Here is a 12,287-nt window from a genome sequence, read left to right on the forward strand (position 1 = left end):
TTCGCATCGAGGCCGACGTCCCGTTCCCCGCGCGCTTCGACGCGGCTAAGCTTTAAGGGACGCCCGCGCCTGCAACGGCCACCCATGTTCGAGGTGCAGCATCGCGACGCAGCCGCCCGCATCGCCCTCCGGACGGAGGGCCGCATTCGCCTGCGGACGCCAGCGGCGCTCTTCGTCGAGACCCCTCGCATGCCCGCGCCGCCCGAGGCGCCGCTTGTCCTCTCCGAGCGCCCGCCCGTGGGCGGCCAACCGTGGGTGCAGGACCTTGGAAGCGCGTTCCTTCCCCGCGCGCCCGATCCGGCGGCGGACCTTCGCATCGAGGCCGACGTCCCGTTCCCCGCGCGATTCGACGCGCGCCTCGACGCAAAGGCGGAGGAGCTTGCGGATTCTTCGCAAGCGGCGACGGTGCTTGTCCGGCGCGCGCCGGCCGCGGTCGAGGCCGGTCGCATCGTCGCCCTCCCCTCGGCCTCCGCCCTCTTCCGCGACCCGCGCGGCTTTGCCCAAGCCGTGACGACCCTTCGCGAGAAGGCCGGACCCGGCGCCCTCCTCTACGCCCCCGGCCTTGGCCTCCCGAGGGAGATCGCGCTTTGCGCCTACGCGGGCATCGACCTCTTCGACACGCTGCCGATCCTGCTTGCCGCGCGCGCCGGCGAGTACGTGCTCCCCGAGGGTTCGCTCCCCGCGACGGCGGCCGACGAGCCTCCCTGCGCGTGCGACGCCTGCCGCGCGCGCGACCGGTCCTTCGCCGGCCTTGTTGCGCACGGCCTTGCGCAGCAGGCCCAGGAGCTTGCCCGCGCGCGCGGGGCCGTCGCCCAGGGCCGCCTGCGCGAGCTTGCGGAGATGCGGGCGCGGAGCACCCCCGAGCAGGCGGCGCTCCTGCGTTTCCTCGACCTCGACCACTTCGCGCATTTCGAAGCCCGCGCGCCGATCCTGCGCCGCACACCCCTTTGGGCGACGGGGAAGGAAAGCCTCCAGCGGCCGGAGATCGAGCGCTTCCGCCGCCGACTGGCGGAGCGCTACCGCCCGCCGGAGTCCGCCCGCGTGCTGCTGCTTGTGCCCTGCAGCGCGACGAAGCCCTACAGCGACAGCCGAACGCACGCCATCCTGGACCGCGCGCTCGCGCGCGTTCCCAACCTCGGCGCCGTCCACAAGGTCGTCGTGACCTCGCCGCTTGGCGTGGTGCCCATGGAGCTTGAGCTCTCGTACCCGGCCGCACGGTACGACCTCCCCGTCACCGGCCACTGGGACCGCGACGAGGCCGCCATGGTGGCCGATGCGCTCCGCGCGAGCCTCACGCATGCGCGCTACGAGCGCGTCGTCGCGCACCTGGACGACGACCAGGAGCGCCTGGTCGCTCCGGCGCTCTCCTCGTTCGAATCCACGGGCGCCGACGATCCCCTCTCCGCAAAGTCGCTCGAAAGCCTCGTTGCGACGCTCACGGACGCCGTCAACGGCCTTCCCGGCGTCCCGCGGCGTCGGCGCGAGTTGGACGACATGGCCTCGCGCGCTCGGTGGCAATTCGGCGCCGGCGCGGAGGCGCTCGTCGACGGCGCGACGATTCGCGGCCGGTATCCCCACCTCAAGGTCCTCTCGCCCGACGGCGGACAGCGGGCGCAGCTCGTTCCCGACCGCGGCACGCTCTCCCTCACGATGGAGGGCGCGCGGCGTCTCCCGTCGGACGCGTACCGCGTGGAGATCGACGACTTCGTGCCGCGCGGAGGCGTCTACGGCGTCGGCATCGTGCGCGCCTCGCCGGACATCCGGCCGGAGGACGAGGTGCTCCTCTGGCACGGTGACGAGCTCCGCGGCGTGGGCATCGCCGAGACGAGCGCGACCGAGATGAACGCGCGCCTTCGCGGCGTGGCCGTGCGGGTGAGGCACCATGCCTAGCCCTTCCCTCCTTTCCCACCCGCAGACGCTCAACGCCGTCATGCGCGACGTCCGGGGGCTTGCGCCGCGCGAGGGAAGCCTCGAGCATCCCACGAAGGTGTGGACCGAGCCCGAGCGCCATGGCGCCCAGGTGCTCGACGCGCTTGTCGTCATCCTCAAGACGCGCGGCTGCACGTGGGCCCTCTCGGGCGGCTGCACGATGTGCGGCTACGTGAACGACAGCATGGTGCGGAAAGTGGAGGCGCGGCAGCTCCTCGCCCAGTTTCGGCGCGCGCTTGCCGAGTCCCACCGCGGGCAGCCCATCGTGAAGATCTACACGAGCGGAAGCTTCCTCGATCCAACCGAGGTGCCCGACGAGGCGCAGGCGGCCATCCTCGCCGAGATCCCCCCGGGCGTGCGCAAGGTGACGCTCGAGGCCCAATCGGTGCACGCGACCGACGCACGTGTGGCCGCGGTGCGAGCGGCGCTTCGCCCCGAGGTCGAGCTCGAGATCGCGTTTGGCCTCGAGTCGGCCCGGCCTGCGATCCTTCAGTATTCGGTCAACAAGCACGATACCTTCGGCGACTTCGTCGCCGCTTGCCGCGCCTGCCGCGCGCACGGCGTCCGCACGAAGGCCTACCTTCTCGTGAAGCCCCCGTTCCTCACGGAGCGCGAGGCGCTCGAGGACGCCGTGGCCACCACGCTTGCGGCCGGTTCGGAGTGCGACGTCGTGAGCCTCAACGCCTGCAACGTCCAGAGCCGCACGCTCGTCGAGCGCCTCTGGAAGCGCGGGCTCTACCGGCCCATCTGGCTCTGGTCGCTTGTGGAGATCATCCGGCGGACGCACGGCAAGATCCCCGCGCGCATCCGCTGCGACCCCGTGGGGGCGGGAGGCGCGCGCGGCGCGCACAACTGCGGCGCCTGCGACAAGCGCGTCCTCGAAGCGATCGAAGCCTACTCGCTGACGGCCCGGCTGGAAGCCTTGGAGATCGAACCGTGCGCCTGCGTCGAGCGCTGGCAGGACACGCTGGAGCTCGAAGGGTTCCTGCAGGGCGGGGCGATGGCCTAGGCTTGGCTAGGTGGTATGTACAGTCGATTCCGGCCCCGACGCTTGGGCGCCGCGCGTACTGTGCCGGCGTCGAGTCAATGGGGCCCTCCGCGCATGTCTTCCTCGGTGAAGCCATGCAACCGGCAAACGGGCAAGCGACGCAAGCCCCGGAATCCGCCATCCGTGCCGGGGCGATCCTCGTCGCGCTCCACGCGGCGCTGTTGTTGGTCGCCTTCCAGCGCGTGGACGTTCCCGCACTCACGACGGCCGCGATCGCAGTCGCGTTCGGGCTTCCGCTCCTGCATCGCGGGTTCCGCCAAGCCGGCATGATGGAGCCCGTGCGACCGTACGTTGGACCCCCCGTGTACTACCAATACTACGGTCCGCCTCCCATCCAGGGGCCTCCGCCGCCCAAGGGCGGCGGCGCGCCCTAGGGCGGTGACGACGCGTGACGCATTTGGCCACGTCCTCGTGGCCGGAGGCAGGCGCGCGAGTGCTCGTTCCCCGCGCCTGGCCTCCGCAACCCGTCCGCCGCAACTGGCGCGCGGCCGCCGCAGCCCTTGGCGCAACCGCCGTCGTAGGCGCAGTCCTCCTTGTCTTCGGTTTCACGCTCATCGCCGGACTCGGAACGTTCCTCGGGCCCGCGGCCGCGGCGGGCTACTTGACGGGCGCGGTCGTGGGCATGCTCCTCCTCGTGCGCGCGACGGAAGCGGCCGGGCCTCTCTGGCAAGCGCACCCCGGCGCGACGGTCCGAGCCCGTTCCGTCGCCCGGAAAGGCCTCGCGCTTTCGGTCGCCTTGGGCGCGTACAGCCACGGGCCCATCGTCCTAGTACACGGTATCGCTCTTCCTCCCGAGCCCCCGCTCCTTCCGCTCTTTGTCGCGATCTCGAGTTTGTTCTGGGCGATCGCCGCCTTGGACGGCGCCGTGCTATTCCTTCTTCGCGACGCCGGCCGCTACAGCCCGTGGGACTAGCGGCGACTGGCCGATCCGCTACGCCCGGCACGGCCCTACCGGCGAGCGAGTCGGCATCGTGCCGTGCCAGTCCACCGCGTAGATCTGCACGCTCCCCGAGTCGCACAGCTTGATGAACGGCGCGCGTTCGAACTTCGCCACGGCGGCTTGCGACATGGGCTCGGCGTTCTCCCATTGCAAGAGCGCCACGCCCTGCCGCGTCGCTTCTCCCAGGAAGACGTAATCGATGCGCTTTGCGCCGCTTGGCGTCCGCAAACGCTCCATCTCCTCGCGCGCCTCTTCGAACGACTCGCCGTGGAACGTTAGGCGGGAGTAGTCCCAGGTCGCATTGAGCCCCGCGACGCCAAACAGGAGGCTCGAGACGCGGTGGTCCGCGGCGACCACGGCGTCCTCCGAAAGGACGAGGTTCTCGCCCGCCCACCGGATGGCCGCAAACTCCTCGTGGGACGTCGCCTCCTCGAAGCCCGCAAGGACCCGGGGCGGGGGATAAGCCGTGGCGGCGTTGAGCACGACAAGCGCGGCAAGGCCGGCGACGGCAAGCGCGGAGACGCCGCGTCGGGCCGAGGGCCACAGGCGCGCGCCGAAGTCGTGCAGCTTCACGAAGCCCAGGCCCGCCAGGAGGGCGACGGGCTCGGCCAGGTACTCCGTGTGGCGGTAGGGCAGGAGCACGGTGCTTTGCGCCGCCGAGGCGGCAAGGAAGCTCCCGAAGATGGCGATCGTCCACCCGTAGGCGAGAAGCCCCTGCGGGTACCCCTTGCTGTACGAAAGGCCGACGGCCATGAGCGAGACCGTCGAAAGCAGCGGCAGGAAATACGCCACCGTCTCCGCGTCCGGGTGCACGCTTGTCCCCGGCACGCCAAAGAGGAAGACGAAGACGCCGACCGAGACGCCCGCGCCAAGGAAGCCCGCGCCCCACAACGCCGCTTGCCGCGGCGGCATCCACGCGGGCGCATACTGCAACGGCCGACGCTTGCGCCGCGCGCGGATCGCAAGCACGGCGGCCGCAAGCACGACAAAGAATCCGACCACCGCAAGCTCGGCGACGCGGATGGCGTCGCGCACGATGAGGAGGAACGGGGGCGCCGCGAACCACCAGTAAACGAAGTTGACCACGGCAAGCGCCGCCGCGACTGCAAACCACGGCCGCGCGTCGGGCATCTCATCGCGCTCCGAGAGCATGCCACGCAGGAACGGGTAGGCGACGAGCACGAGGAGCAGGAAATACACGGTGAAATGATGCGTCGGCACGAGGGCCAACGCCGCCGCGGCCGCCAGCACGAGGGCCGGCCGATCGCGTTGCGCTTGGACCATGAACACGAGCGCCCCGACCATGAAGACGTGGCCGAGCGCGCCGGGCATGGGGTGGCTTGTCGTGAACACGTGGGGCATGAGGACGGCAAGGAGCGCGGCCGAGGCAAGCGCCGCGCGGTCGTCGCCAAAGAGCGCACGTGAGACGAGGAAGATGCCGGGGACCGTCACGGTCGCGGCCAGCGGGACCACGATCCGCAGCGCCGTCCACGCGTCGAGGCCGGAGATCGCGCTCACGGCGCCGGAGACCACGTACGCTCCCGTGAAGTATGCGTAGACGATGCCCCACCCGTCGTACTCGGTCGACAGCCGGCCCGTGTCGACGAGGCGCTGCGTGAGCGCGTAGTACTCGCCCGTGTCGCTTCCCCAGGCCGCGTGCTGGAAAAACGGCAGCAGCCGCATCGCCGCGGCAAGCGCGGTGATGCCGACGAGGGCAAGGAGCACGTGGCGGCTGCGCACGGCCGGCAACGCGGCAGGGGGCGCAAAGAGGTTTCGGACGGGCGAGGCTTCACGTTCCCCCGCGCGGATGCCGCGCCGTGGCAAGACGTCCCCCCGGCCTTTCGATCGCCGTCGTGGGCACCGTGGCGACCGACCTCGTGGGTCGCGCGGCGCGATTGGCGGGCCCCGACGAGGCCGCAACCGTCACGGAGCTTGCGATCGCGCCCGGCGGGTGCGCCGGCAACGTGGCCGCGGGCCTCGCGCGGCTGGGCGAGCGGCCGACGCTCGTCTCGGCCGTGGGCCCTGACTTCCGGCAGACGCCCTACGGACGGGCGCTGCGCACCGCCGGCGTGGACCTCGCGGGCCTCGTCCTCTCCCGCCGGCCCACGGCGACCTCGATCCTCCTCACGGATCCACGCGGCCGCCAATCGATCTACTACGCGCCCGGAGCCATGGCGGACCTCCGGCTCGCCGTGCCGCCGCGCGCAGACGTCGCGCACTTTGCCGCCGGCGAGCTTCGCGCCTACCCTCGTCTCATGCGGGGAAGCGACCTCGTGACGTTCGACCCCGGCCAGGAGACCTTCCAGCGCCCGCTCGACGAGGTGGCCGCCTGCCTTGCGCGCGCGGACGTGCTCTTTGCCAACCGGTTCGAGCTCGCGCGCCTGCGCAAAGGCCTTCGGCTCGACGTGCGCGACCTCCTCGACTCGGGCCTGTCCGTCGTCGTGGAGACGCGCGGCAAGGAAGGCTCGGTCGTGCACGCCGACGGCGCGCGCGTGGCGGTGCCGGCCGTGCCGGCGCGCGCGGTCGATCCGACGGGCGCCGGCGACGCGCACCGCTCGGGCTTCCTGTACGGCCTGCTGCGCGACTGGCCGCTTGTCGAGTGCGCGAAGATGGGGGCCGTGACGGCAAGCTTCGCGGTCGCCCGCGTGGGCGCGCAGGCGGGGCTTCCGACGGAGCGGCAGGCGCTCGCGCGGTTCCGGCAGGTCTTCGGGCGGCTGCCAACCTAGGATTACTGCGCAGTTGCGCAGTAAAGCTCACGCGCCGACGATCTGCACGATCACGCGACGCTCGCGAGGGTGGGGGTCGAGCTCCACGAGCACGATCTGCTGCCACGTGCCCAGGACCGGCCGGCCTCCGCTCACGGGAACGGTGACCGACGGCCCGAGGAACGCCGCGCGCACGTGGCTGTGGCCGTTGCCGTCGTGCCAGGCCCGCTCGTGCCCGTACTCGAGCCCTTGCCCGTGCCGGGGGAAGAGCCGGTCGAGCGCCTTGGGCAGGTCCTCGCGCGCGAGCCCCGGCTCGAACTCGATCGTCGTGACGGCGCAGGTGCTGTGGGCCACGAACACGCAGGCGAGCCCTTCGGTCACGCCGCTTTCGCGCACTCGCCGCGCGACCTCCGCGGTGAGGTCCACGACGTCGACCTCGCCCCGCGTCTTGACCGTGAACTCCTGCACGGGAACCCCCCGTTTCAACGCTTGCACTGCTCGACGAAGTTGCGGAAGATGCGCTCGCCGTGCTCCGTGTGCTCGACCTCGGGGTGGAACTGGAGGCCGAAGCGAGGCAGCGTGCGGTGCTTCATGGCCTGCACGGCGCAGTTCTCGCTGTGGGCCAGGCGCACGAAGTCGGAGGGCAGGACCGAGACCTCGTCGTTGTGGCTCTCCCACGCCTGGAACCGCTCGGGCAGCCCGGCGAAGATCGTCTCGTCCGGCCCGTCGCGCACGACCTCCGCCGTGCCGAACTCGGGCACCTCGCCGGGCGTCGCCTTGCCGCCGTAGTGCGTGGCCATGAACTGGTGGCCCGCGCAGATGCCAAGGATGGGGAAGGGAGCGTTCGCGAGGTACTCCGCGCAGGCGCCCAGCGTGTCGCCGATGCCCACGCGCGGCGCGCCGCCCGACAGAACCAGGCCGTCGACGTCCGCGAGCTTCTCGTAGGGCGTCGTGTTGGGGACGATCTGCGTGTCCACCCCGATGTACTTCAGGACTCGCCACTCGCGGTGGGTCCACTGGCCGCCGTTGTCGACGACGAGCACGCGCATGGCTTGGCTCACGCGGACGGCGGCCAAATAGCTTGCGGCGCGCGCACGCCGGAGAGCGTTCCGCAAGGCTAAAGCCGGGCCGGGGTCGCGTGCAACCCATGACCGCCATTCGACGGATGGAGGCGACCGAGATCGAGATCGCGATCGACCGGACGGGCTTGCGGGCAGGCGTCGACGCGCTCAACCGGCTGCTCGCCGACGAGTTCGTGCTCTACGCGAAGACGAAGAACTATCACTGGAACGTGACCGGCGCCCACTTTGGCCCCCTGCACAAGATGCTCGAGGAGCAGTACGAGAAGCTCGACGAGGTCATGGACGAGGTGGCCGAGCGCGTCCGCATGCTCGGCGGGATCGCGCGGGCGACCCTTCGGGAGTTCGGCGAGTCCTCCTCGATCGAGGAGCGCTCGCCGGAGGGGGTCGACGAATGCGGCCTGCTCTGCGACCTCCTCGCCGACCACGAGACCGTCGCGCGGTCCCTCCGGGACGCCATCGACGCAAGCGATCAACGGAAGGACCACGGAACGTCGGACCTCCTGTCCGGAATCCTTCGCGGGCACGAGAAGACCGCCTGGATGCTGCGCGCGCACCTCGTCGACACTTTGGGCACCGAGGGTACCGTAAGCGGGGTCGCGGCATCCGCGACGTCCTCGATCTCGCCCCTGGCGACCTCTCCGCCGGGAGGCCCCGGCGACCGCCCGACGGGCGCGGGAACGGCGCCCTAACCGCCGGTCGCCAACCTTTACGGGCCCAAGCGCCATCCCGTCCTCGCTTATGACCGACGACGCCGTCGCGTGGTTCGACCAGGACGCGGCTTCGTACTTTGCGCGCAACCAAGCGCCGTCCGAAGACCTCGCGGTCGTGGTGCCGCACCTGCGCCCGGGAAGCCGCGTCCTCGACCTCGGGTGCGGACCCGGCGTGGAGGCAAACCGCCTGTCGGAGCTTGGCCACCGCGTGCTCGCCGTGGACGCCGCGCGATGGAGAGCATGTTGGGCGCGAGTTCCCGGCCGTCGACTTTCGACTCGCGGACATCCGCTCGCTGCGGTTCGAACCGGGATCGTTCGACGCGGTGACGGCGCTCTACTCGCTCATCTTCCTTCCAAGCAAGGAGTTCGACGCGGCCCTTGCCGACTGCCATCGCTGGCTTGCGCCGGGAGGCGTCCTGTTCGTGGTCGCGCAGGGCGGGCCGCCGTCCGAACCGGGCGTAGCGGCGCTCTTCCGCGTCATGCCGATGGACGACCTGCTCGCGCGGACGCGGGATGCGGGCTTTGCCATCGTGGAGAGCTCGGCCCGCGAGCCGCGCGCGCACGAGAGGAAGTTCCAAAAGCTGCGCGTCGTCGCGACGAGATCAACCGGATAGCCTTTCGCGCAGGTCAGGGGCCCGGGCCGGCAGGCCCGGCCAGGCGCGACGCGGCGCGCCGCGAAGCGCGCCGCGCAAGGAGCGGCGGAAGCGCAATGCCCGCGACCACGAGCGCTCCTCCGGCCGCATGAAGCAAGGTAAGCTCCTCTCCGAGGATCCAAGCGGCTTGCAGCACGGCGAAGACGGGAACGAGACCGAAGAAGGGCGCCGCGCGCGCCACGCCGACCCGCTGCACGCCAAGGTAGAAGGTGACGAACGCGACCGCCGTCGCTCCCACGCCAAGGTACAGGACGTTCGCCCATGCGAGCGCGCTCCATCCGGCGAACACCGCCGGCCCTTCGATGGCGAGGACGACGGGCGCGAAGAGAAGGGCCCCCAGCGCGCTTGCGGCGAGGATGCCCGTCACGGCGGGGATGCGGTCGGAGGCGCGACGCCCCAGCACGGTGTACACGCCCCAAGCGCCCGCGGCCAGGACAAAGAGGCCGTCACCGAGCGCGCGATCGGAGCCCAGCCCCTCGGCGCGAAGGACCCCCCAGCCGACGAGGATCACGCCCGAGAGGGCAAGCGCCGCGCCGGCCGCCTCGGCCCCCGTGGGCCGGTGGCCCAGCGCCGGCCACGCAAGCAGCATGCCAAAGACGCCCGCAAGCGCAGGCGTCACGATGGCGCCGTCGCTTGCCGGGGCGAAGCGTACGCCGTTCAGAAAAAGAACCGTGTATCCCACGATGCCCGTCCCGGCCATGGCCAGAAGCAGCAGGACCTCCCGCCGCGTGGGACGGAAGTCCCGGCCGCGGTCGAGGAGGTACCAGGCCGGCAGGAGCGCCACGGCCGCAATCGCAAACCGCCCGACCGTCGCCGCAAGCGGAGAAACCTCGTGCGCGGCGGCCCGGGCCACGATCCACGCGCCGCTCCAGCCAAGCGACGTGACGAGGAGGAGAAGGTAGCCCGAGGCGGCGGGAGCCACGGGCCCGCAGCGGCGCGCGCGCGATTAACGCTTCGGTCGCGCGGAAGCAACCCGCCGCTTGGCGCGCGCGTCCAGGTAGCGCCGTCGCGTGGCCGCGGGGAGCTTCTCGATCGCGTACCGCAGCATGGTGCGAGGCATGCTCGCCGCGTGCCGGTCGAGGAACGCGCCAAGATCGCCGGGGGTGCGCTCGCCCACTTCGCGGAGCATCCAGCCCACGGCCTTGTGGATGAGGTCGTGCTCGTCGTCGAGGAGCAGGCGCGCGATCCGCAGGGCGTCGCCGGTCTCCCCCCGCCGGATGAAATGCTGGGTCGTCACCATGGCAACGCGTCGCCGCCAGAGGTTCCGCGAGCCCGCGAGCCGGTCCAGGATCGCCCGCGAACGTCGCTCGAGGTAGGGCCCAAGGACGTACGGGGCCGACAGGTCCACGAGGGCCCAATTGTCGACGCGGTCGAGGTTGCGAAGGTAGAACGCCGCGATCCGCCGCCGGCCCGTCTCGTCGGCGCGACGGACCTGCTCGCCCAGCACAAGAAGCGCAAGGGCGCGGTCCTCGTACCACTCCGAGGCTAGCATGCGCCCGACCTCGCCAAGCGGAAGGTCCCGGTGCTCGCGGGCAAGCGCTCGCATCTGCGGATTGCGCACGCCCAGGAACTTTTGACCCTCCGCGTACGCGCCCTTGCCCGTTTTGAAATACCCGGCGTTGACGCGCGCCCGAGCGGGGGAGGCAAGCGCCCGGAGTTCCCGTTGTGCAGCAAGAAGCGGCATACGGCCTACCGCGGGACGTCTCTTAGGACCCCCGCGACGCTGCGCTCGTTCACTTCGCCGACGTCGCGGAACTCCACCGACGGCATGCCCTTCGCCATGCGGCCAAAGCGCGCGTGCTTCGTGTGCCCGGCGACGTACAGCACCATCTTGCCGTTCCGCAGATACACAAGGTGGCCCCACTTGACCGTCGGCGCAAGGTCAGGCGCCCGCTTGCGGAGAATCGAATGGATCTTCGCCACCATCGCGCGCGACCCTTGCGGCAGCTTCGCGATGCGGGCGCGGACGGCGGCCTCGCCATCGCCCTTGTCGGGACGCGGATCGCCCGGCCGCCGGCCTTGCGCGCGCGTTCCGGCTGCCGGCTTTCTTCCAGGCGCGCGTCGAACCGCCGGACGCGCGGCCGACCTTCGGGCGACCATCAGGCCGGCGAAATCGCGCCAAACGTAAAAACCGTTGCGTCCAAGGACGGGCGCCTCGCCGGGGCGGGTGTCGCCGGGCACCGGGGCCCTCGGGTTCGGCCTTACTTGGGGGGAGGCAGGTGCAGGTCCAAGTTCCAGATGTCGGCCAGCAGTTTCCAGGTGCCATTCACGATCCTCCAAACTCGGACATCCTTGCCGGTGTCGTTCCTCGGCGCTCCGCCCGGCGGCGTGAACTTCGCGCGGGCGCAATCCGTTGATCCCACGCAAAAACGGGGACGTCGCCGAGTTTTTCGCTCCACGGCTCCCTGCGCGGGCATGATCCCCAATCCGGCGCAGCGGATCGAGGTCGAGCTTTCCATCCGCCGCAGCCCAAAATCCGTCCGCGCGTGGTGGACCGAGCTTCCCGACGACTACACGGCCAAGGACCCGGAGGAACGCCCCTTCCGCATCCGCACGCTCGCGCGCTGGCACGACGGTTCGGAGCTCGAGGCGCACTGGCGACGGCCGGACGGGAGCGTCGTCCTCGCGCGGGAGATCCTCCGCGTGCTGCCCGACGGCCGCTGGACCTTCGAAGGGCTCGACGCGCGGGGCTACAACATCTTCGACGAGTTCGCGGCCTATCCGGCAAACGGAGGCGACGAGACTCTCCTGCGCATCGTCCAAATCCTGACCGCGCGCGAGCCCGGGGCGGAAGAGCATTTCGCGGCGCAGTTCCGGACGTCGCGCGACGTGTGGCGCGGCGCGGTCCCGATCTGCGAGAGGGACGCGCCGTAGGACCGTGACCCAGGGCCCGCAACGAGCACGCGCACAACGGAAGCGTTTTTCGCCGCGCCGCCCGTTGGCCGCCCATGGCCGCCCCGCCGAAACCCGTCTTCTTCGAGACGCCCGCGAAGCTCCGCGCCTGGCTCGCAAAGCACCACGCGACGGCAACGGAGCTGTGGGTCGGATACCACAAGGTCGCCAGCGGAAAGGCCAGCGTCAGCTGGCCCGAATCGGTGGACCAGGCGCTCTGCTACGGCTGGATCGACGGCGTCCGAAAGGGCCTGGGTCCCGACGCCTACGCGATCCGCTTCACGCCGCGAAAGCCCGGCAGCACCTGGAGCCGCGTCAACGTCCAGCG

At 71.1% G+C, this 12,287-nt stretch carries 15 protein-coding genes; 9 read left to right on the top strand and 6 right to left on the bottom strand.

The annotated features are described in order from the left end of the window. Nucleotides 1–84 precede the first annotated feature (84 nt). The 4 genes from arcS (at nucleotide 85) to VM681_00035 (ending at nucleotide 3,890) form a co-directional block, all read left to right on the top strand. The gene (gene arcS / locus VM681_00020; GenBank protein ID HVL86379.1) at nucleotides 85–1,890 is read left to right on the top strand and encodes an archaeosine synthase subunit alpha; all 1,806 of its coding nucleotides are present in this window, start codon (nucleotides 85–87) and stop codon (nucleotides 1,888–1,890) included. Further along, complete coding sequence (locus VM681_00025) at nucleotides 1,883–2,938, top strand: archaeosine biosynthesis radical SAM protein RaSEA (GenBank protein HVL86380.1); 1,056 nt, start codon at nucleotides 1,883–1,885, stop codon at nucleotides 2,936–2,938. Before arcS ends, VM681_00025 begins: the two co-directional genes overlap by 8 nt. Before the next feature lie 113 nt (nucleotides 2,939–3,051). Continuing rightward, nucleotides 3,052–3,351: a hypothetical protein gene (locus VM681_00030; protein ID HVL86381.1), complete on the top strand. Its 300-nt coding sequence runs from the start codon at nucleotides 3,052–3,054 to the stop codon at nucleotides 3,349–3,351. Nucleotides 3,352–3,365: 14 nt separating this feature from the next. After that, nucleotides 3,366–3,890, top strand: a complete 525-nt coding sequence (locus tag VM681_00035; protein ID HVL86382.1) for a hypothetical protein — start codon at nucleotides 3,366–3,368, stop codon at nucleotides 3,888–3,890. Nucleotides 3,891–3,908: 18 nt separating this feature from the next. On the opposite strand, the gene VM681_00040 is transcribed toward VM681_00035, so the two are convergent. Beyond that, nucleotides 3,909–5,657, bottom strand: coding sequence for a hypothetical protein (locus tag VM681_00040; GenBank protein ID HVL86383.1), 1,749 nt, complete (start codon nucleotides 5,655–5,657; stop codon nucleotides 3,909–3,911). Nucleotides 5,658–5,734: 77 nt separating this feature from the next. On the opposite strand from VM681_00040, the gene VM681_00045 reads away from it, so the two are divergent. After that, the gene (locus VM681_00045; protein ID HVL86384.1) at nucleotides 5,735–6,643 is read left to right on the top strand and encodes a carbohydrate kinase family protein; all 909 of its coding nucleotides are present in this window, start codon (nucleotides 5,735–5,737) and stop codon (nucleotides 6,641–6,643) included. A 27-nt stretch (nucleotides 6,644–6,670) separates the two neighbouring features. Here VM681_00045 and VM681_00050 read toward each other — a convergent pair whose 3' ends face one another. Further along, on the bottom strand, nucleotides 6,671–7,090 hold the full coding sequence (locus VM681_00050; protein ID HVL86385.1) for a secondary thiamine-phosphate synthase enzyme YjbQ: 420 nt from the start codon (nucleotides 7,088–7,090) through the stop codon (nucleotides 6,671–6,673). 14 nt (nucleotides 7,091–7,104) lie between these two features. Beyond that, nucleotides 7,105–7,671: a GMP synthase subunit A gene (locus tag VM681_00055; protein HVL86386.1), complete on the bottom strand. Its 567-nt coding sequence runs from the start codon at nucleotides 7,669–7,671 to the stop codon at nucleotides 7,105–7,107. 98 nt (nucleotides 7,672–7,769) lie between these two features. Between VM681_00055 and VM681_00060 the strand changes: the two genes are divergently transcribed. Together VM681_00060 and VM681_00065 are read left to right on the top strand one after the other, a co-directional pair. Next, complete coding sequence (locus tag VM681_00060; GenBank protein ID HVL86387.1) at nucleotides 7,770–8,393, top strand: DNA starvation/stationary phase protection protein; 624 nt, start codon at nucleotides 7,770–7,772, stop codon at nucleotides 8,391–8,393. A 218-nt stretch (nucleotides 8,394–8,611) separates the two neighbouring features. Then, nucleotides 8,612–9,028: a class I SAM-dependent methyltransferase gene (locus VM681_00065; protein HVL86388.1), complete on the top strand. Its 417-nt coding sequence runs from the start codon at nucleotides 8,612–8,614 to the stop codon at nucleotides 9,026–9,028. A gap of 13 nt (nucleotides 9,029–9,041) precedes the next feature. Here VM681_00065 and VM681_00070 read toward each other — a convergent pair whose 3' ends face one another. Genes VM681_00070 through VM681_00080 form a run of 3 tightly spaced genes read right to left on the bottom strand, consistent with a single transcriptional unit; the run spans nucleotide 9,042 to nucleotide 11,167 of the window. Further along, nucleotides 9,042–9,989: a DMT family transporter gene (locus VM681_00070; protein HVL86389.1), complete on the bottom strand. Its 948-nt coding sequence runs from the start codon at nucleotides 9,987–9,989 to the stop codon at nucleotides 9,042–9,044. Nucleotides 9,990–10,013: 24 nt separating this feature from the next. Next, entirely contained in the window at nucleotides 10,014–10,751 is a 738-nt protein-coding gene (locus tag VM681_00075; protein ID HVL86390.1) for a DNA alkylation repair protein, read from the bottom strand. A gap of 5 nt (nucleotides 10,752–10,756) precedes the next feature. Beyond that, a complete protein-coding gene (locus tag VM681_00080; protein HVL86391.1) occupies nucleotides 10,757–11,167 on the bottom strand; it encodes a hypothetical protein in 411 nt (136 codons plus the stop codon). Between the two features lie 315 nt (nucleotides 11,168–11,482). On the opposite strand from VM681_00080, the gene VM681_00085 reads away from it, so the two are divergent. Both VM681_00085 and VM681_00090 read left to right on the top strand, forming a co-directional pair. Next, nucleotides 11,483–11,941 carry a hypothetical protein gene (locus tag VM681_00085; GenBank protein ID HVL86392.1) on the top strand — a complete coding sequence of 153 codons (459 nt, stop codon included), beginning with the start codon at nucleotides 11,483–11,485 and terminating at the stop codon, nucleotides 11,939–11,941. A gap of 74 nt (nucleotides 11,942–12,015) precedes the next feature. Then, a partial coding sequence (locus VM681_00090; protein HVL86393.1) for a bacteriocin-protection protein occupies nucleotides 12,016–12,287 on the top strand: 272 nt, incomplete at its 3' end.

It is taken from the genome of Candidatus Thermoplasmatota archaeon, assembly GCA_035541015.1.
GTDB lineage: Archaea > Thermoplasmatota > SW-10-69-26 > JACQPN01 > JAIVGT01 > DATLFM01.